Source organism: Streptomyces sp. NPDC048484, assembly GCF_040651415.1.
In the GTDB taxonomy this organism is placed as follows: Bacteria; Actinomycetota; Actinomycetes; order Streptomycetales; family Streptomycetaceae; genus Streptomyces.
In genome coordinates, this window is record NZ_JBEZJY010000003.1 from 14,875 (window position 1) to 33,688 (window position 18,814).

Consider the following 18,814-nt stretch of genomic DNA (forward strand, 5'->3'; position numbering starts at 1 on the left):
CAGTCTGTTGTCCAGCGGTCACTCTCCCGTCCATCGTCGCTCAGTCGTGAGTCGTGAGTCGTCAGTGACAGCGGGTACGTCAGCGGTGACCAGCATTGTTCAGGGCAAACCTGGGCAGAGTGGTTACTCCTGAGTCATTCCTGGACATGCGTCGGGGCCGGTTCGGGGAGTGTTTCCCGGGCCGGCCCCTCATGTGTCCGGGCGGTCTGCCGCGCCGCCCGTGTGCGTCGTGCCGCTCAGGCGGCGGTCATCACGTCCATGGCCAGCGGCCGGTGCGGAGCGATGATCCGGCCGTCCGGCAGAAGTTCGCCGGTGTCCTCGAAGAGGAGGACGCCGTTGCACAGCAGGCTCCAGCCCTGCTCCGGGTGATGCGCCACGAGGAGCGCTGCCTCCCGGTCGGCGGAGTCGGCTGTCGGGCACGGTCGCTGGTGCTGGCACATTGATGGGATCTTTCGCTTTGGTGTGAGGTCGGTGATCGATGTGTTGTCTGTCCCGCGGCTCGAACTGGCGTTCATGGCCGCCCCCCGTTTGTCAGATGGTCCGGAACCCAGTGTTGCCCTACGGGCGTCAATCCGCAGGGATTTAGCGGCAGCACTCCTCACAGGTTGATGACGCATCACCCGTGCGGACGGTTCATCCCAACTGAGGTGTCTCTTTGGGTGGTTCGGAATGGTCGGATGGGGCTAGTCCGTACGGGCCGGGGGTGCGCTGCGTCCAGCATGCGTCACTCCACGCGACACCCTCCCCGTCCGCTCCCCATCCCTCGCGTATATCCGTTTCCCGTCCCTCGCGCATAAGGGCGACGCGCACAGCGGTGTGCCCCGCGGCCGGGGTGGAGGCCGCGGGGCACGAAAGTAGGGATGCGCTCAGGCGGGTGAGCCGAGCAGCGGGGTGGGCGTCGGGGTGAGCCGATGCGTCAGAACGGGCAGCAGTTCGGCCGCCCGGTGCGGGCGGTGAGCGGCGATGCCGGGTGGGGCGGGCGCCAGCGGCACCAGCAGGTCGGTGGCGGCGAGACGGCCTCCGGTGCCGTCGGCGGTGAAGTCGCCGTGCAGCCAGAGTGTGAGCATGTAGAGCTCGGGTACCGACAGCAGACGTGGCTGGTACGACCCCGGCATCGTCTCGGCCTGGCGCAGAGCGCGTTCGGTCGCGGTGACGTACGGGCCCTCGAAGAAGTGGGAGAAGGCCCAGCCGTCGGGGGTCAGCCTGGTTTCCGCGGCCGCTACAGCACGTTCGTGGCAGCGGATGAGGAATCGCCATCCGGCGAGACGGGTGGCCGAGGTGCCGGCCGGGGTGATCCGGTCGAGCACGTGGACAGGCAGTGGGAGTTCGGCTGTGAGGGGTCCCTGGGCGTTGCGAAGGGACGGGGTACGGGCTTCGCGGACCGCGGTGGGGGAACCGAGGGCCGTGACGACGGTGCGCAATGCCGGCGCGGGAGCCGGAGGGACGTGCAGCGGCATGATGGGTCGCCTCTCGTTCGACAGGCATGGTGGCGCGGGGCGGGGGCGGACGGCGCTGTCAGCTCTCTGGGTCAGCTCTCTGGGTCAAAGGGGCGTGGGTGCAGGGCCCGTCGGCGAAGGGACGTCTGCCGCGAGATGTCCGGTACGTGTGCTCGCCGAGTTGTCGGAAGGCCCTGGTAGCTCCGCTACGTTCCTTCCGACACACTGGCGATCGCACGCACCGGGCGCCGGCGGCCCGCCCTTCGGGCGAAGATGTCACTTCGACGACAGATTCTGCGACCGTGAGTGCCAACTCTCTGCCTCGTTCGCGGAGTTTATACGACACGTGTTCAGGCGATGTTTCGGCTAGCCGTTCCGCATATTAAGTGCAAGAGGCAATCAGGTCGCCTAAACGTGTGTTTGACCGAGGTTCTTTGCGGGTACCCGTCGCTGACCTCGGAATATTCCACCGAGGTGGACGGCCGGTTTTCATCGGTGTTTTTCACGACAGGGTCGACCGTCAACAAAAACGCGATGCCTCATGCCTGGTGAATGTGCCGGGAGAAAACTGAGTTCAGAGTAGTGCCCGGGGGGTCACCCCAGGGCGTTATCGATCACATTGCCTGGGCATCATCTTCCGTGAGCCGGACACCAGCGGCCGGTTCCACGGGCTGCCCAGTCGAGGAGGGAAGCTTCGATGGGGGAGAAGGTCGTGGTGGGGTCGATCGGTCTGTCCGACCGCCGACGGTACCGAGAAAAGCTCCAGCAGTGTCTGGAGGGGCTGGCGCGGTTGTTGGCGGAGAAGCGGTTCGACCGTCCCAAGAATCTCATGGGTCTGGAGGTCGAGCTGAATCTGGCGGGGCCCGACGGCATGCCGAGAATGATGAACGCTGAAGTACTCGAGCGTATCGCGAGCCGTGATTTCCAAACAGAACTCGCCATGTTCAATCTGGAAGTAAACATTGCTCCCCATCGGCTGGAAGGCCGGGTATTCGACCGGCTCGCCGAGGAACTGCGCACCTCACTCGCATACGCCCACCGGAAGGCGAACGAGGTCGAGGCCGGAATCGTGATGATCGGTATTCTGCCGACCCTCGCCCGCGACGACCTGGTCTCCGCGAACCTTTCCGACGTGGACCGCTACACACTGCTCAACGACCAGATCGTGGCGGCCCGTGGCGAGGACTTCTCGCTGGACATCGAGGGCGTGGAGCGGCTCAGCTGCACCTCGGCGTCCATCGCGCCCGAAGCCGCCTGTACCTCGGTGCAGTTGCACCTCCAGGTCACCCCCGACCGGTTCGCCGACGTGTGGAACGCCGCGCAGGTCGCGGCCGCGGCGCAGATCGTCGTCGGCGCCAACTCGCCGTTCCTCTTCGGCCGTGAGCTGTGGCGCGAGTCCCGGCCCCCGCTGTTCCTCCAGTCCACCGACACCCGTCCGCCGGAGCTGCAGGCGCAGGGAGTGCGGCCGCGCACCTGGTTCGGTGAAGGGTGGATCTCCTCGGCGTACGACCTCTTCGAGGAGAACCTCCGTTTCTTCCCTCCCCTGTTGCCCATCCGCGACGAGGAGGACCCGATGCGCGTCCTCGACGAGGGCGGTATTCCGCGGCTCGCCGAACTCGTGCTCCACAACGGCACCATCTACCGCTGGAACCGCCCGGTGTACGGCATCGACGACGGCGTCCCGCACCTGCGGGTCGAGAACCGCGTGCTGCCCGCGGGCCCCACCGTGATCGACGTCGTCGCCAACGCGGTCTTCTACTACGGACTCGTACGCGCCCTTGCCGCGGAGGCACGGCCGGTCTGGACCCGGCTGCCCTTCGAGGCCGCGGCCTCGAACTTCGACCGCGCCTGCCGGTACGGCATCGACGCACAGTTGGAGTGGCCGCGGCGCGGCAGGCACGGCGGGGTCACGCGGATGCCCGCGGTGGAACTGGTGCGGGACGAGTTGCTGCCGCTCGCCGCGGCGGGTCTGGACGCGTGGGGCGTCGAGCCGGCCGACCGGGATCTCTACCTCGGTGTGATCGAGGAGCGGTGCAAGCGGGGAGTCAACGGGGCCTCCTGGCAGTCCCGTACGTTCCACAGGGCGCTGGAGAGCGGCATGGGGCGCAATGCCGCGCTGGCCGCCACGACGAAGCGGTACAGCGAACTGATGCACCTCGGTGAGCCGGTGCACACCTGGCCGGTCGGCTTGCGGGAGCCGGCCGTTCCGCTGGGGTGACAGCGGCCGGAGCAGCAGGAAGGGAGCAGCAGGAACGGGCCGGTGGGAAGGGGCCGGCGGGAAGGGATCGGCAAGAAGGGATCAGCTTCTGTTGCCCGCTTTCACGACAGCCTTGAGGATCACCGAGTGGATCTGGGACGGGTCGGTGACCAGTTGTCCTGAGCCGCCGGTCGCCTCGGCGATCGCGTTCAGCTCGTTCTTGTCGGCGTCCGGGCCCACGGCGATCGCGATGAGGGGTACGGGATGCTCGGGGTCGGTGAGCTTGCGGAGTTCGGCTATCAGGCCAGAGCGCGAGATGCTCCCGGGATCTTTGTTCACGCCGTCGGTGAGCAGCACCAGTGCGTTGAACTTGCCCTTGGCGTAGGAGGCCGTCACCGCCTTGTACGCGGCCAGTGTGGTGTCGTACAGGCCGGTCGAGCCGTTGCGGACCGGCTTGAGGTCGCTGAAGGCCGCCGACAGCCGTTCCCGCTGGCTGCTGCCGCCCACCTGGTCGCCGAGCCGGTCGGTCGGTACGAGGACGCGGTAGTCGCGCTTGCCGTCGAGCTTCGTGGCGAACTTCCACAGCCCGATCTCGTCCTCCGGCGTGAAGGTGGCCAGGGCCTGCAGCAGTGCCGCCTTGGTCACGTCCATACGGGACTCGCTGGTGCCCGGCACCGGGTCCGACATGGACGACGAGGCGTCGACGACCGTGGTGAGACGGGCGCTCTGCACCGTGATCGTCCACAGGCCGAGGGCTTCCTCGACCTCCTTGTCCGTGGCCGGCTTCTCCGGCACTTCCTCGTAGGGCTGGGGGGCGCGGCCGCCAGCTCCGGCGACCAGATCGGCCGGGATGTCGTCCTCGTCCGTACGGAAGCCGTGCTTCTCCAGGATCCTGCGCCCGTCGGGCTCGCCGAGGAGAGTCATGAACCGCAGCGCTGCCCGGCTCTCGTCCGTGGTCAGGCTGGGCTCGTCGACCAGCGCGAACGGATGGTCGAGCCGGGGCGCACCGTCCTTCGGGTAGAAGAGGTCGAGATCGTCGCCGCTGTCCGCCGACGCGTTGTACGCGAACGTTTCCTGCTCGGAGAGGATCAGTGCCTGGTTGCGCTTCGGGTTGCCCTGCTCGGTGCCGGACAGGTCGCGCGGCAGGGTGTCCAGGACCTGGCCGTCGCTGTCGGAGGTGCGCTGCGAGAGGGCCTTCGCCGTGGCCGCCGCAAGGGTGTCGCCGCCCTTCGACTTGCCTGCCGTCTGGGCGAGTTGGGTCAGCGCGAGCAAGCCCGTGGCGCTGCGCGAAGGGTCGCCCGCCCCGAGTTTCAGGCTCTCGCTCGTCATGGTCGCACCCGCCAGCTCGGTCCAGGAGTACGTTTTCCTGGGCCAGCCGAGGGACTTCGCGGCCGTCGGGATCATGGCGACACCGATGGGGGACGAGGCGACATTGCCCGCCGGTGTCACGCTGATCGACTGGTTGTCCGCCAGCACCTGGTTCACCCACACGCCCGAGTCCGGTACCCATGCCTCGAAGTCGGTCGCACCCTTCTGCTTCGACCGCAGGGCATCCGTGACCTTGTACGTGTCCCGGGCGGTCACGCGCACGTCGAGGCAGCTGCCGTCGGAAGTCACGTCGTTGTCCCGGGCGTAGTCGGCCGCGTCCTTGAGCGCGGGTGCGATGCCGGGAGCGGCGGCGATCCTCAGCCGTACGACGTCGTCCCAGCAGGACGAGCCGAAGGAGAGCAGGCCACCGTCGACCGCGGCCACGGTGCCGGCGGCGAGTACCAGGGCCGTCGCGAGTGCCACGTTGCGGCGCCGCGTGCGTGGCCGGGGGGCGGCGCCGCCCCTGCGCAGCCCGTCGGGCAAGCTGTGACGTCCCATGGCGGTGGTGCCCCTCCCTGATCGAGCCCGGAGCCGTTGAAGTCGTTGAAGCCGTGAAATGGCTGGATGGCACGGCACGGCACAAAGGGAGTGCGCCCCCCATGGTGTCCGTCCCCCGACGGCCTGTCGCGCACGATCTTCGCAAGTTCATTCGAGACCCTAGCGGGGCGAAGATGGGGATGAGGCGGGATTACGCAACTGGAGGCAGGAGTGCACGTGGGGCAGGGGCCGACCGCTGGTTCTTTTTCCGAGGAACGGCCCGCGCGGCGGATCCTCCGTGACGAGACGCTGCTCGTGCTGGGCGTCTCGCTCGGGGCGAGCGGGGTCTCCGCACTGATCAGCTTTGTCGGCTCGGTCACCAGACCGGGGGGCCTGAAGGACCAGGCGGCCACGCTCAACGCCTCGGCCGCCCCGGGCCGTCCATGGCTCGATCTGGCATGGCAGTTGTTCGGCATGGCGTCCGCGCTGGTGCCGGTCGTGCTCGTCGCGCACTTCCTGCTCCGCGAGGGCGAGGGGCTGCGCACACTCGGGTTCGACCGCACACGGCCCTGGCCCGATCTCGCCCGTGGAGCGGGGATCGCCGCGGTCATCGGCAGCTCGGGCATCGCCTTCTACCTGGCGGCCCGCGGGTTCGGCTTCAACCTCACCGTGGTGCCGGAGGCACTGCCCGAGGTGTGGTGGAAGTACCCGGTGCTGATCCTCTCCGCGATCCAGAACTCGGTCCTGGAGGAGGTCATCGTCGTCGGGTATCTGCTGCGCCGCCTCGGCCAGTTGGGCTGGACGCCGGTCACGGCCCTGGTGGCCAGCTCGGTGCTGCGGGGCTCGTACCACCTCTACCAGGGCATCGGCGGGTTCATCGGGAACATGGTGATGGGCGTGGTCTTCGTCTACCTGTACCGCCGGTGGGGTCGGATCGGGCCGCTGGTGGTCGCCCACTCGCTCCTCGACATCGGGGCGTTCGTGGGATACGCGCTGCTGGCGGGGAAGGTGGGGTGGCTGCCCACCGCGTGACCCCGCGTGTGACCACCCGCGTGAGTGGTCGGTTCGCGCCGCTCACGCGAGCAGGTCACCCTCGATCACGGTGACCGCGCGGCCGGAGATCAGGGTGCGGTCGCCGCGAAGCTCGGTGCGGACCCGCCCGGAACGGGACGAGGCCTGGAGGCCGGTGAGCCGGGTACGGCCGAGGCGGCCGGACCAGAACGGCGCGAGGGCCGTGTGGGCGCTGCCGGTGACCGGGTCCTCGTCGATGCCGATGTTCGGGAAGAAGCAGCGGGAGACGAAGTCGTAACCCCGGGATGGATCTTCGGCGGGGGCCGTGGCGATGATGCCGCGCTCGGAGCAGCGGCCCAGGGACACGAGGTCGGGTGTCAGGGCGAGGACCTTTTTCTCGTCGGAGAGTTCGACGAGCAGGTCCCCGATGTTCGGGCCGGTGTCGAGTGCGGTGAGGGGTTCGGCGCCCAGGGCGTCGGCGAGGCCCGGCGGGATCTCGACCTCGGTGAGCGGGGCGGTCGGGAAATCCAGTGTGATGGAGCCGTCGTCGAGCGTCGTCGCGATGAGCACGCCGCTCCTCGTCGCGAACCGCACGGTGCCTCGTGCGGCCCCTGTGGTGGCCAGTACGTGTGCGGTGGCGAGTGTCGCGTGGCCGCACATCGCGACCTCGGCGGCAGGGGTGAACCAGCGGAGCGCCCAGTCGGCCTCGCCGCCCTCCGGGAGGGGATGGGCGAACGCCGTCTCGGCGTGGTTGACCTCCAGGGCCACGTTCTGCAGCCAGGCGTCGTCCGGGAAGGACGTCGAGGCGTCGAGCAGGAGGACCCCGGCCGGATTGCCGGCGAAGGGGCGGTCGGTGAAGGCGTCGACGATACGAATTCGCATGCGCCAGACGCTAACCGGTGATCAGAGGCACCGGCCAAGGCCAATTCGCGGTAGGTGGACCGGTGGTGGGGAGCGCCGTCACCGGCAGTGGTTCGGCTACGGCTCCGCACGACCCGGCACGGAGAAAGAAGGCAACCGGGGCCCGAGGCCGCCGATGAACTCTGCGGACGCGAAGAGCTCAGGCGTCAGATGCACGCCCGTGATGCGGTGGGCGAGGGCGAAGGCGGCGAGGAACTGGTTGCCGATGTCCAGGTCGTCGGTGCCGCTGAGATCGAAGCCGGATTCCCGCATCTCGGTGAGGAGCTCATCCGGCCGGCTGCCGGTGCGGTCGTCGGGATAGGCCTGGTCGAGATCCAGGAGTACGGCGCCGTCGCGATACCAGCAGAAGCGGCACGCCCCAGCGATGGCGTTGTGGTTCGTGACCACCGTGCGCCCGCGCGAGAGAGGGAGCATGACCTCATCCGTGGCACCCAGAAAGCCGTCGGGCTCGAACATCAGTGACCAACCACCAAGAGAAGTGGCCCCCGCGAACTCCCGGTGATGTTCGAGCACCGCGTCCTGTGACGGCTTGATCAGCCCGTCCACGCCGGTGATCCGCGTTCCGGACTCGACTCCCAGGGTCTGGAGCAACTCCTCAGGGGCGAGCCCTTGGACGAGCGTGACGCAGTACGTCTCGTACTGGTCGCGCTCTCGGATCCACGCATAGTCGGCGGCGGTAGTCGTGTCCGTCATGGGCGCAGCATGACAGCCGCCACTGACATTGATGCTGATACTCAGGTCCAGTGCCCGTACGGGGCGGTTCTTCGTCCTGGTCCATGGGGGCGGAACAAGGGCACGTTGGCGGCCCCTCAGTCGACACAGAACTCGTTGCCCTCGATGTCCTGCATCGGGATGCAGGAGTCGTTGCCGTCATACAGCGTTTGTACGTGTACCGCGCCGAGCGGGACCAGTCGTGCGCACTCGGCCTCAAGTGCGGCCAGGCGCTCTTCACCCACGAGTCCGGTGCCGACCCGCACGTCGAGATGCAGCCGGTTCTTGGCGGCTTTCCCTTCGGGGACGCGCTGGAAGTACAGTCGCGGGCCGACACCTGAGGGATCACTGCAGGCGAACCATGATTCCCACTCCTCAGGTGGCTGCGAGCGCTTGAAGTCGTCCCACGTGTCAAACCCCTCCGGCGGCGGCGGGACGACGTACCCCAACACCTCGCACCAGAAACGAGCGAGGCGCTCGGGTTCTGCGCAGTCGAAGGTGACTTGGAACTTCTTGGTCGACGTCATCGGTCCACCGTATGGGCGCGCTCTGTTACACCGGGATCTACACCGGGATCGCAGGGTTTCCTCGCCGTGCGGTCGAGGTCTCGCGTGACATGAGCAGCGCGGACCGGATCGCAGGCTGAGAGGAGTCACCCTCTACGGGCCCTCGGGGCCGGCGTCCCCGGCTCGCGCGGCGGCTGCCGCCTCCAGCAGAAGCCAGCCGTCGACCTCCACCGTCTGCCGCTCCCTCGGCTGCCACCCACGGGCCAGCGCCACGTCGAGCAGGGCCCGGACGGCGCCCGGCTCGTGCAGATTCAGGTCTGCGCCCTGGATGAAGCCCACGTCTCCGGAGCCGAAGGGGGCCCCGCCCGGGACGTAACGGCCGGGCCCGCCGGCGAAGACAATGCGCAGCCGGCCGCCGGTGCCGGCCGGCTGCGGAGACAGGGTGAGGGTCTGGCGGCAGCTCTCGGGCCGACCGTCGTGGTCCGTTCGGTGACTGTGGCGCATCGCCCACATGTACACGCGCCCGTCGGCAACCAGCCGGCGGGGCTTCTTCGCATGGCGAGGCACAAGGCCGAGGATACGCGGCCCGGCCCCTGGGGCAGCCCCAGCGATGATCAAACCCCGATGAACCGGACAGGTCGGTCGTCACACTTCGGCGAGACCGGTGAAGGTCCGACGAGACAGGACAGCTGCCTGTATCGGTAGAGCCTTGCCAGGCGAGCTATTCCGATATATCGTTGACGCATCGCGACAGATCAACGATGGAATGGAGTGATTGCGATGCGTTCCCATGGAGAGGAATACGGACCGGGCTTCGGCCCCGGTCATGGACGTGGTCGAGGGCATGGCCGGGGTGGCCCCGGCGGTCCCGACAGGGGTGCCTTCGAGGGGCTGCGCGCGGCTTTCGGTCCCTTCGGGCCCGGTTTCGGTGGTCCCGGCTTCGGTCCGGGCCCCTGGGGCGGGCGTGGAGGCCGGGGCGGACCGCGTGGCAGGGCGCGGCGCGGTGACGTACGCGCCTCGATCCTGGCCCTGCTCAAGGACCGGCCCATGCACGGCTACGAGATGATCCAGGAGATCGTCGAACGCAGCGGCGGGGCGTGGAAGCCCAGTCCGGGCTCGGTGTACCCCACCCTTCAGCTGCTGGAGGACGAAGGTCTGATCAGCAGTGCGACCGAGGGCGGCAAGAAGCTGTTCTCGCTGACCGAAGCGGGTCGCGTCGCGGCCGCCGAGGGTGCGGAAGCGCCCTGGGAGGATGCGGGGCGAGGAGTCGACTGGGAGGCGCTGAGCGACATCCGGCAGGCCGGCTTCGGTCTGATGGAGGCGTTCGGGCAGGTCTGGAAGACCGGCGACAAGGAGCAGCGTGAGAAGGCGCTGTCCCTCATCAACGAAACACGCAAGAAGCTGTATCTGATCCTCGCGGACGAGGACTGATGGCTCATCCGGCTGAACAAGCTGTGACATGGGGGGTACTTCGACTTCGAAGTACCCCCCATTGTGTCCATTGCGTGTGCCCGTGTGTCTGCGTGCCCGTGTGTCTGTGTGACTGTGTGGGGCGGCAGTGTTCAGAGGTGGTCATGGGTGGAGGGGTTCTCTAGGCGACCAACCCGCCCAGTTTGCGCAGGGACTCGTTGAGTGCCGCCGTCGCCGAGTCCTTCAGTTTGCCCGCCATCAGCGATACGGCGGCACCGGTGAACTCGCCGTCGATACGGACTGTGGTGGCTCCTCCCTCGGGAACCAGCGTGTAGCGCGTGGCGACGGTCACGGACATCGGCCCCTTGCCTCGGATCGCGAGCGTGCGAGCCGTCTCCAGTTCCTCGATGGTCCAGTTGACCTCGGCGGGGAAACCCATGAGCTTCATGTTCTCCTCGAAGGTGCCGCCGACTTCGAAGTTCTCGGGGCCGCCCTTCGGGAAACTGGTGTGGGTGGAGTTCCACTCGCCGTACGAGGAGAAGTCCGTGAGCTGCGCCCAGACCTTCTCGGCAGGCGCCTCGATCCGTGCTTCCGCGCTGACTTCGGCCATGCGGCCACCCCTTTGTCTCGGGCGCTGCGCCAGGCGCAGCTGGCTACGGTGTCGCGGAACGTAGCCGTAGAGGCTTGAACATTCAATACTGATGAACTGTCAGGAAGTGCGGGGATCTCATCCGTAAGGAGGAGGAGCCGGACATCGGGGCCCACCCTGTGTGGGACGCGAGAATGCTTCCCAGCGGGGATGACCGGACGAGAGGGGAGTGATGGGGTGAGGGGTGTGCAAGACCGTATCCCCCATCAGCAGGCCGCCGAGCGCGGCCGGACCGGCCTGGACGTCGAGGTCCGTCTCAGCGCGGAACTGGCAGCAGTCGTAGTCGGTGCGCGCAGAAGGGCACTGCGGGACGGGGACCGGCAGATCGACACGGCTCATCTGCTGCATACGCTCCTGGAGTCGGACCCCGATGTGCGAGAGGCCTTCGACAGCGGCCCGCAGCTCGCGCGGCTGCTCGGCTATCTCGTCCAGCGCAGCATCGGATACGGGCTCCGCTGGCAGAACTCCGTCGAGGACTCCGGTGCCGTGCCGACGCTGACCGGGGGTGAGTGGTCGCCGGTGGCGGCCGGCGCCCTGGCGGCCGCGTACGTACGAGCCACCCGGCGGGGTGACCGGCTCGCGGAAGGCGTCGACCTGCTCGCCGCGCTCGTCACCGAACCCGAGTCGCGGGCCGTCGAGGTGCTGACCCGCGCGGGGGTCGATGCGCGGGAGCTGCTGGTACGCCTGGACGGCGCGGCGGAGCGGGGTATCGGGGCCTGACGCGCTCGCCGGAATCGGGCTGGGCACGTCCAGGCATTGAGACAGGTGTCAACGGGAGTGACGCTCATGTCGTCGCCTGCCATCATGTGCCGGTGCATACGTCGATGAGCAGTCAGGACCACCGGGGGAGAGGCGTCGGGCTGGGGCTCGCGCTCGGGTCGGCGGTCGCCTTCGGAGGATCCGGCGTCGCCGCCAAGCCGTTGATCGAGGCGGGTCTGGAGCCCCTGCACGTGGTGTGGCTGCGCGTCGCGGGCGCCGCACTGGTCATGCTGCCGTTGGCCGTGCGTCACCGGAATCTGGTGCGCGAGCGTCCCTTGCTGCTCGCCGGTTTCGGACTGCTGGCCGTGGCAGGCGTCCAGGCCTGCTACTTCGCCTCGATCTCCCGCATACCCGTCGGGGTCGCGCTGCTCGTCGAGTACCTGGCGCCGGCGCTGGTCCTCGGGTGGGTGCGGTTCGTGCAGCGCCGGCCCGTCACGCGTGCCGCGGCCCTCGGCGTCGTTCTCGCCGTCGGCGGTCTCGCCTGTGTCGTCGAGGTATGGGCGGGGCTGAGCTTCGACGCCCTCGGACTGCTGCTCGCGCTCGGCGCCGCATGCTGCCAGGTCGGCTACTTCGTCCTGTCCGACCAGGGCGGCGACGCGGAAGAGCGGGCGCCGGCCCCGCTCGGCGTCATCGCGTACGGGCTGCTCGTCGGCGCACTCGTCCTGACGGTCGTGGCACGGCCGTGGGGCATGGACTGGTCGGTCCTCGGTGGGAGCGTGGACATGGACCGGACCTCCGTCGCCGCCTCGCTGCTGCTGGGCTGGATCGTGCTGATCGCGACCGTCCTCGCCTACGGGACCGGGGTCCTGGCGGTGCGCAGGCTCTCGCCCCAGGTGGCCGGAGTCGTGGCGTGCCTGGAGGCGGTCATCGCGACCGTGCTCGCCTGGGTCCTGCTGGGGGAGCACCTTTCGGCGCCCCAGATCATCGGCGGAACGGTGGTGCTGTGCGGCGCCTTCATCGCGCAGACGTCCACGCCCGCCAGGGCTTCGCAGGCGCCGGTGGCACGTGGCGCGGCGAACACCGGCGGGCCTCGAATCCCGGGCGAGCGTCAGAGGGTCGTCAGGTAGTCGGGGACCTCGATACCCGGAGCCAGATCGTCGGCGGGCAGGGGCGTTCCGTGGCTCGTGCGGACAGGGAGGACTCCGGTCCAATGAGGCAGGCCGAGGTCCTCGGGCTCGTCGTTCGGGCCGCCGGTGCGCAGCTTGGCCGACACCTCGTCGAGGTTCAGCCGCAGTACGGCTGTGGCGGCCAGCTCCTTGGCGTTGGCGGGCCGCGAGTCGTCCGAGCGACCGGGCACCACCTGGTCGACCAGAGCGTCGAGGGCCTCCCGCTTCTCGTCCGGGTCCGTCACCTGGCAGGCCACGCCGTGCACCACGACCGAGCGGTAGTTGAGCGAGTGGTGGAACGCCGAGCGGGCCAGCACCAGCCCGTCGACGTGCGTGACCGTGAGGCAGACGGGTAGACCCGGGTCGGTCTGACCCGCCATGCGCAGCGGGCGCGAACCCGTCGAGCCGTGCACGTAGAGCCGCTCGCCGACCCGCCCGTACAGCGTGGGCAGCACGACCGGCGCTCCGTCACGGACGAACCCGAGATGGCAGACGTACCCCTCGTCGAGGATCGAGTGCACCATCTCGTGGTCGTACGCGGCACGCTCCCGGGAGCGGGTGGGGACGGTGCGGTCGGTCGGGGTGTAGGTGTCGGGGCGCGGGGCGGCCGTCTCCGTCATTGGTGCTCTCCAGGTCAGCGTCGTCATACGTACGCACGGGACATGCGGGATATGCGGGACAGCGGAACGCGCGGACACGCGGTGCGCTCGCGCGCATCGTGTTCTCACCGCGCGTTCACCTTGCGTGGCATATTGCACTAGTGCATACTCTGCTTTGTGCTAGGAGAGTATCGGATCGAGGGCAGGCGCGCAGCCGAGATTGCGGCCAGTGTCGAGCGTGCGGTGGGTTCGGGAGAGCTGGAGCCCGGCCAACTGCTGCCGCCGATGCGGGAGTTGGCATCGCGGCTGGAGGTGAATCCCAATACCGTCGCGGCCGCCTATCGCACACTGCGTGAACGCGGGGTCATCGAGACCGAGGGCCGGCGTGGCAGCCGGGTCCGCTCCAAGCCGGTGACGACCGCTCGCGAGCTGTCCCGACTGGATGTGCCGACCGGGGTGCGGAACCTGTCCGACGGCAATCCGGACCCGGCCCTGCTGCCCTCGCTCGTCGACGCGCTGACGGCGGCCGCGGAACTCGCCGACCGCGAACCGACGCTCTATGGAGCGGCTGCCGTGGAGCCGGACCTGGCGCGGCTCGCGCGCGCGGACCTGGACGCGGACGAAGTGCCGGACGGGCCGGTCGTCGTCACCTCGGGGTCACTCGATGCCGTCGAGCGGGTACTGGCCGTCCATCTCAGGCCCGGGGACGCGGTCGCCGTGGAGGATCCCGGGTGGCACAGCGTGCTCGACCTGGTTCCGGCCCTCGGACTGCGGGCCGTTCCCGTCGGCGTCGACGCCGACGGGCCGCTGGCCGCCGACGTGCGAGCTGCCCTGGAAGCCGGGGCGCGGGCCCTGGTCGTCACCGACCGCGCGCAGAACCCGACCGGCGCCGCGGTGAGCGCCTCGCGCGCGCGTGCCCTGCGCGCCGTGCTGGGGGAGTATCCGGAGACCCTGCTCGTCGAGGACGACCACGGGCATCGCATCGTCGACCTGCCCCTGCATCCACTGGCCGGCGTGACCCGGCACTGGGCGTTCGTGCGCTCGGTCGCCAAGGCGTACGGGCCCGATCTGCGACTGGCGGTGCTCACCGGCGACGACGTCACCATGGACCGCGTCCAGGGGCGGCAACGGTTGGGGCCGGGCTGGGTGAGCCGGGTGCTGCAACGGGCCGTGGTGCGGCTGTGGTCGAGCGGCGCCGTGGACACCCGGGCCGTCTCGTCGGCGTATGGGCGGCGCCGGGACGCGCTGATCGCCGCGCTCGCGGAGCGTGGCATCGAGGCGTACGGACGCAGCGGTATGAACGTGTGGGTTCCCGTCCCGGACGAGACCGGCGCCGTCGCGCGGCTGCTGCACTCCGGCTGGGCCGTGGCGCCGGGGGCCCGCTTCCGGATGAGCGCGCCGCCCGGACTGCGGATCACCGTGTCGACGCTCGATCCGGGCGAGGCGGGGAGGGTGGCCGAGGCGATCGCCTCGGCCGTGGGACCCGCGCCCGCTCGGCGTTACGTCTGATCCGGCGAAGGCTTCACCGGATTCACGGGCTGCCCTGGCTGCCCCGGCTGCCCCGGGCTCCCTGGGCCGCTGTCTTGCGGGCTTCCCGTCTTCCCGGACCGCGGCGACGGGATCCTGGAGCCGGAGGGCCTGGAGCCGGAGGGCCTGGACTGGGTGAGCGCCGCGCCCGCCAGCACGATGACGGCACCCACCGGCGTCGACCAGGTCAGTGATTCGCCGAGGATGGCGACACCCGCGGCGGTGGCGATGACCGGGATGAAGTACGTGACCATCTGGGCCGTCGTCGGCCCGACCTCGGCGACCAGGCCGTACTGGACGAGGACGGCGAGGCCCGTGCCGAGGGTGCCCAGCGCGATCACCGCGAGCAGCGGTATCAGCGCGAAGTGGTTCGGCGTCGCGGTGAACAGTGGAGTGACGACGGCCAGTTGCACCGTCGCGAGCAACAGCTGGGCGCCGGCCAGCGACAGGTTGGAGTGGCTGGAGCCGGCCAGCGTGCGGCGGACGTAGATCCAGCCGATCGGATAACTGAGCGAGGCAAGCAGGGCCATCGTGGTGCCGGCGGCGTCCAGACCGTGGAAGCCCTGCCAGGCGCCGAGCACCGTCAGTACGCCGAGGAATCCGATGCCGAGGCCGGCGACACGGCGGCGGGTGGGCCGGTCCTCGGACAGGGCGACCATCGACAGGGCCATGCCCCACAGGGGTGAGGTCGCGTTGCAGATCCCCGCCAGGGTGGACGGGATCGTCAGCTCGGAGTACGCGAACAGGGAGAACGGCAGCGCGTTGATCAGGAGGGCCGCGACCGCCAGATGCCCCCACGTGCGGGCGCCGCGCGGCAGGCGCTCACGCTTCCAGACCATCGCTGCGGCGAGCACCAGCGTGCCGAACAGCAGTCGGCCGAACGTCACTTGGAAGGGTGCGTAACCGTCCGTCCCCACCTTGATCAGCAGGAAGCTGAAACCCCAGACGAGGGAGAGGGTGCCGAAGCGCACGCGCCAGTTGAGAGCCGGGGCCGGCGCCGGCGCCGGAGTCGCTGCCGGAGGGTGGGGAGTCAGAGCCGGAGCCGGAGTCGTACGGGGACGGGACGCGGAGCGCGGTAGGGACGCCGAAGAGGCGTTGGGTACGACGGTGTCGGCTGAGGCGGGGAGAGGAGTACGGGGCTCGGACGGGGCGCTCATACGGCTCACGATGACGGAAGCGATCTCGTAGAACAAGCGAGACTTTTCGTCAGGCATCTCGTAGCATCGCTTACATGTTGAACCTGGAGCGCCTGCGCACTCTCGATGCCCTCGCCCGTCACGGCTCGGTCAGTGGCGCTGCCGACGGACTGCATGTGACGACGTCGGCGGTCTCTCAGCAGATGGCCAAGCTGGAGCGGGAGGTGGGCCAGCGGCTGCTCGCCAAGAACGGGCGGGGGGTGCGGCTCACCGACGCCGGGCAGCTGCTCGCCGACCACGCCGCGCGCATCCTGTCCCAGGTCGAACTCGCCCAGTCCGACCTGGAGGCGCAGCGCGGACAGGTGGTGGGGGAGCTGCGGCTGTCCGCGTTTCCCACGGCGGCGCGCGGGCTGTTCCCGGCCGCCCTGGCCGCGTTGCGCGCCGAGCATCCCGGACTGCGTGTCCGCTCACGCGAGTTGGAGCCGGAGGAAGGGGTCTTCGGGGTGCTGCGCGGCGACATCGATCTGGCGGTCGTCCTCGACTGGTACAACAAGCCGTTGCCCATGCCCGAGGGGTTGGTCAAGGCCTCGCTCCTCGACGACGTCGCCGACGTGGCGATGCCCGTGGGACATCGCTACGCGGACCGCGCGGAGGTGGACCTCGAGGACTTCGCCGAGGACGAGTGGATCGCCTGGGAGGAGGGCGAGTTCTGCCACGAGTGGCTGCTCTTCACCCTGCGGGGCAAGGGGATGGAGCCGGTGATTGCCCACCGCGCGGAGGAGCACCACACACAGCTCGCGCTGGTCGCGGCGGGGCTCGGTGTGTGCGTCGCGCCCCGGCTCGGGCGCGGCCCGGTGCCGGCCGGCGTGCGGACGGTCCCGGTGCGGCACCGGGTCTCCAGGCATGTGTACGCCGTGTGGCGTGCGGACGCCGACCGCCGCCCGTCGATCAGGGCGGTGGCGGATGCGCTGCGGACGGCGGGCTCGGCGCTCGGGTGAGACACGCGCCCGCGCTCACCGGTGCGGGCCGGCCAACGGTTCCGGCGGCCCGACGGTTCCGGGGGCGGGAGACGAGGCGGGGCGCGCCACTCATCGGCTCCCCGTCAGCCCCTGCCGCTCCCCGCCGACGACTCTCCGACTTTCCGCTGGCTCCCCACCGTCTTCTTTCCAGCTTCTCTCCGGCTTCCCGCCGTCTCTTCTCCGGTCACAGCGTGGCGAGCTTGCGGAAGTCCCACGAGGCCGTCGCCTCCGGCGTCAGCCGCATCCAGGCGTGCCTGCCGTCGTGCGGCATCTCCTCCAGGCCGAAGTTCTTGCGGGCGAACAGCCGCTCCACGGCGTCGAGTTCGGAGCACGGCTCGCCGGTGCGCGGCGCCTCGCCGACGAACTCGACCGAGCCCGACACCTCGACGCCCCGCAGCTCCCCGTACTCCTCGCCCGTATCGACGACAACGGCCACCCGCGGATCGCGGCGCAGGTCGGCCCACCGCTTGCTGCGGGTGATCGAATACAGCCAGAGGGACTTGCCGTCCCAGGTGAACCAGAGGGTGCTGACATGCGGAGCACCGTCCGCGGAGACGGTCGCCACGCGGCAGGTGCGCTGGGTGGTCAGGAACTTGTCCAGCTCGTCGGGCGTCATCATGATTCTTCGGCCCCGGCGCTGAGTGACGGCCATACGGGTCCCCTCTTCGCTTCTTCCAGGACTTCTACGACGAAATCTTCTATGACCGTTCTTCCATGACTCTTCCGCGGCATCGAGCCTGACGGTGCGTCAGGAAATCATGGGCTGTCTTCCGTCAGTACGCAATGGTGGCTACGCTCGCCCGCCACCACCGGTCGGGGCGACCCGGTTCCGGCCGACCGGGACGCCGCTCGCGACAGGAGAAGTCATGCCGTCGTACGAAGAGCTCAGGGAACTCCTCGATCCCGCGACCACGGTGCTGCTGACCGTCGAGTGTCAGGAGGGCGTCGTCGGCCCGGACAGCGCGCTGCCGGAACTCGCCCGGGAGGCCCGCGCGTCGGGCGCGCTGGACCGGGTCGCCCGCCTTGTGGCCGCGGCCCACGAGAGCGGCGTACAGGTGATGCACGCGATCGCCGAGCGCCGCCCCGACGGCCGCGGCGCGAACCACAACGCCCGGCTCTTCCGTGCGGCCGAACGCCTGCCGGTGCAGCAGCTGACCGGCAGTACCGCGGTCCGTGTCGCGCCGCCCGTCGAGGTCGCCGCGGAGGACCTCGTCGTACGCCGCCTGCACGGCCTTTCGCCCCTTGCCGGTACCGAGGTGGACGCGCTGCTGCGCAACCTGGGCTGCCGCACGCTCGTCGTGACCGGTGTCTCCGCCAACGTGGCCGTACCCAACACGGTGTTCGACGCCGTGAACCGCGGATACGCCGCCGTGGTCCCCCGGGACGCCATCGCGGGCGTGCCCTCGGACTACACCCCTGCGATGATCCGCAACACGCTCGCCCTGGTGGCCACCATCACCACCACGGACGACGTGCTGGCCTGCCTCAAGCGGCCCCGCTCCGTCAGGCGAGCGTGATCGAGTCGCCGGTCACCGTGATCTTGGCGGCGGTCAGTCCGCTGGTCGCGGGTCCCTTCTTGACGCCGCCGTCCGTGACGCTGAACTGGCTGCCGTGGGCGGGGCAGGTGATGATGCCGTTCTCCACGCTGTTCACCCGCTGTTTCTGGTGCGGGCACACGGTCGAGAAGGCCTTGAACTCGCCCGCCGTCGGCTGGGTGACGACCACGGACTGGTCGGCGAAGACCTTGCCGCCGCCCTCCGGGATGTCGGCGGTCTTGGCCAGTTCCGCGCCACCGGCGGCTCCGGACGAGGCGTCAGAGGAGTCGGATCCGGCCGACTTGTCGTCGGAGCCCCCGCACGCGGTCAGGGCGGCGGCGATACCGGCCGCGCCCAGCCCCGCCAGGAGGGTTCGACGGCAGAGCGCCGGGGCGGGCTGAATCGATTCGCTGGACATAGTGGCGGTCCCTTCCACGGATGTGCAGA

20 protein-coding genes are annotated in these 18,814 nt (G+C 69.5%); 8 read left to right on the forward strand and 12 right to left on the reverse strand.

Annotation, left to right across the window (positions count from 1 at the left end; all coding sequences use genetic code 11):
- Positions 1-236: 236 nt before the first annotated feature.
- Both AB0D14_RS03320 and AB0D14_RS03325 read right to left on the reverse strand, forming a co-directional pair.
- Positions 237-440: a DUF5999 family protein gene (locus AB0D14_RS03320; RefSeq protein ID WP_362773980.1), complete on the reverse strand. Its 204-nt coding sequence runs from the start codon at positions 438-440 to the stop codon at positions 237-239.
- 426 nt (positions 441-866) lie between these two features.
- Positions 867-1,457, reverse strand: coding sequence for a hypothetical protein (locus AB0D14_RS03325; RefSeq protein ID WP_362773982.1), 591 nt, complete (start codon positions 1,455-1,457; stop codon positions 867-869).
- 676 nt (positions 1,458-2,133) lie between these two features.
- Here AB0D14_RS03325 and AB0D14_RS03330 point away from each other — a divergent pair.
- A complete protein-coding gene (locus AB0D14_RS03330) occupies positions 2,134-3,654 on the forward strand; it encodes a glutamate--cysteine ligase (RefSeq protein ID WP_362773985.1) in 1,521 nt (506 codons plus the stop codon).
- An 81-nt stretch (positions 3,655-3,735) separates the two neighbouring features.
- Here the strand turns inward: AB0D14_RS03330 and AB0D14_RS03335 are convergent, their stop codons facing one another.
- Positions 3,736-5,499 (reverse strand): substrate-binding domain-containing protein, encoded by a 1,764-nt coding sequence (locus AB0D14_RS03335; protein WP_362773988.1) that lies wholly within the window; start codon positions 5,497-5,499, stop codon positions 3,736-3,738.
- Positions 5,500-5,715: 216 nt separating this feature from the next.
- Between AB0D14_RS03335 and AB0D14_RS03340 the strand changes: the two genes are divergently transcribed.
- Positions 5,716-6,510: a type II CAAX endopeptidase family protein gene (locus AB0D14_RS03340; protein ID WP_362773991.1), complete on the forward strand. Its 795-nt coding sequence runs from the start codon at positions 5,716-5,718 to the stop codon at positions 6,508-6,510.
- Between the two features lie 42 nt (positions 6,511-6,552).
- On the opposite strand, the gene AB0D14_RS03345 is transcribed toward AB0D14_RS03340, so the two are convergent.
- The 4 genes from AB0D14_RS03345 to AB0D14_RS03360 all read right to left on the reverse strand — a co-directional run bounded on the left by AB0D14_RS03345 (position 6,553) and on the right by AB0D14_RS03360 (position 9,194).
- Positions 6,553-7,371 (reverse strand): PhzF family phenazine biosynthesis protein, encoded by an 819-nt coding sequence (locus AB0D14_RS03345; protein ID WP_362773994.1) that lies wholly within the window; start codon positions 7,369-7,371, stop codon positions 6,553-6,555.
- 96 nt (positions 7,372-7,467) lie between these two features.
- On the reverse strand, positions 7,468-8,103 hold the full coding sequence (locus AB0D14_RS03350) for a DUF6461 domain-containing protein (protein ID WP_362773996.1): 636 nt from the start codon (positions 8,101-8,103) through the stop codon (positions 7,468-7,470).
- A gap of 116 nt (positions 8,104-8,219) precedes the next feature.
- Positions 8,220-8,648: a VOC family protein gene (locus tag AB0D14_RS03355; RefSeq protein WP_362773998.1), complete on the reverse strand. Its 429-nt coding sequence runs from the start codon at positions 8,646-8,648 to the stop codon at positions 8,220-8,222.
- 132 nt (positions 8,649-8,780) lie between these two features.
- The gene (locus tag AB0D14_RS03360; RefSeq protein ID WP_362774001.1) at positions 8,781-9,194 is read right to left on the reverse strand and encodes a hypothetical protein; all 414 of its coding nucleotides are present in this window, start codon (positions 9,192-9,194) and stop codon (positions 8,781-8,783) included.
- A 213-nt stretch (positions 9,195-9,407) separates the two neighbouring features.
- Here AB0D14_RS03360 and AB0D14_RS03365 point away from each other — a divergent pair, with 213 nt between their 5' ends.
- Positions 9,408-10,058 carry a PadR family transcriptional regulator gene (locus tag AB0D14_RS03365; RefSeq protein ID WP_362774003.1) on the forward strand — a complete coding sequence of 217 codons (651 nt, stop codon included), beginning with the start codon at positions 9,408-9,410 and terminating at the stop codon, positions 10,056-10,058.
- Positions 10,059-10,218: 160 nt separating this feature from the next.
- On the opposite strand, the gene AB0D14_RS03370 is transcribed toward AB0D14_RS03365, so the two are convergent.
- Complete coding sequence (locus AB0D14_RS03370; RefSeq protein WP_362774006.1) at positions 10,219-10,647, reverse strand: SRPBCC family protein; 429 nt, start codon at positions 10,645-10,647, stop codon at positions 10,219-10,221.
- Between the two features lie 225 nt (positions 10,648-10,872).
- Here AB0D14_RS03370 and AB0D14_RS03375 point away from each other — a divergent pair, with 225 nt between their 5' ends.
- Both AB0D14_RS03375 and AB0D14_RS03380 read left to right on the forward strand, forming a co-directional pair.
- Entirely contained in the window at positions 10,873-11,406 is a 534-nt protein-coding gene (locus AB0D14_RS03375; RefSeq protein WP_362774008.1) for a Clp protease N-terminal domain-containing protein, read from the forward strand.
- 86 nt (positions 11,407-11,492) lie between these two features.
- A complete protein-coding gene (locus AB0D14_RS03380) occupies positions 11,493-12,512 on the forward strand; it encodes an EamA family transporter (RefSeq protein ID WP_362774011.1) in 1,020 nt (339 codons plus the stop codon).
- Here AB0D14_RS03380 and AB0D14_RS03385 read toward each other — a convergent pair.
- On the reverse strand, positions 12,494-13,171 hold the full coding sequence (locus tag AB0D14_RS03385) for a pyridoxamine 5'-phosphate oxidase family protein (RefSeq protein WP_362774014.1): 678 nt from the start codon (positions 13,169-13,171) through the stop codon (positions 12,494-12,496). The genes AB0D14_RS03380 and AB0D14_RS03385 overlap by 19 nt on opposite strands.
- Positions 13,172-13,327: 156 nt before the next feature.
- On the opposite strand from AB0D14_RS03385, the gene AB0D14_RS03390 reads away from it, so the two are divergent.
- Positions 13,328-14,659: an aminotransferase class I/II-fold pyridoxal phosphate-dependent enzyme gene (locus tag AB0D14_RS03390; protein WP_362774017.1), complete on the forward strand. Its 1,332-nt coding sequence runs from the start codon at positions 13,328-13,330 to the stop codon at positions 14,657-14,659.
- On the opposite strand, the gene AB0D14_RS03395 is transcribed toward AB0D14_RS03390, so the two are convergent.
- Positions 14,650-15,834 (reverse strand): DMT family transporter, encoded by a 1,185-nt coding sequence (locus tag AB0D14_RS03395; RefSeq protein WP_362774019.1) that lies wholly within the window; start codon positions 15,832-15,834, stop codon positions 14,650-14,652. The genes AB0D14_RS03390 and AB0D14_RS03395 overlap by 10 nt on opposite strands.
- Positions 15,835-15,908: 74 nt before the next feature.
- Here AB0D14_RS03395 and AB0D14_RS03400 point away from each other — a divergent pair, with 74 nt between their 5' ends.
- Positions 15,909-16,811 (forward strand): LysR substrate-binding domain-containing protein, encoded by a 903-nt coding sequence (locus AB0D14_RS03400; RefSeq protein ID WP_362774022.1) that lies wholly within the window; start codon positions 15,909-15,911, stop codon positions 16,809-16,811.
- Between the two features lie 205 nt (positions 16,812-17,016).
- On the opposite strand, the gene AB0D14_RS03405 is transcribed toward AB0D14_RS03400, so the two are convergent.
- Positions 17,017-17,484 carry a pyridoxamine 5'-phosphate oxidase family protein gene (locus tag AB0D14_RS03405; protein ID WP_362774024.1) on the reverse strand — a complete coding sequence of 156 codons (468 nt, stop codon included), beginning with the start codon at positions 17,482-17,484 and terminating at the stop codon, positions 17,017-17,019.
- A 214-nt stretch (positions 17,485-17,698) separates the two neighbouring features.
- Between AB0D14_RS03405 and AB0D14_RS03410 the strand changes: the two genes are divergently transcribed.
- Positions 17,699-18,349 (forward strand): cysteine hydrolase, encoded by a 651-nt coding sequence (locus AB0D14_RS03410; RefSeq protein WP_362774027.1) that lies wholly within the window; start codon positions 17,699-17,701, stop codon positions 18,347-18,349.
- Here the strand turns inward: AB0D14_RS03410 and AB0D14_RS03415 are convergent.
- Positions 18,336-18,785 carry a Rieske (2Fe-2S) protein gene (locus tag AB0D14_RS03415; protein ID WP_362774029.1) on the reverse strand — a complete coding sequence of 150 codons (450 nt, stop codon included), beginning with the start codon at positions 18,783-18,785 and terminating at the stop codon, positions 18,336-18,338. The genes AB0D14_RS03410 and AB0D14_RS03415 overlap by 14 nt on opposite strands.
- Positions 18,786-18,814: the final 29 nt, after the last annotated feature.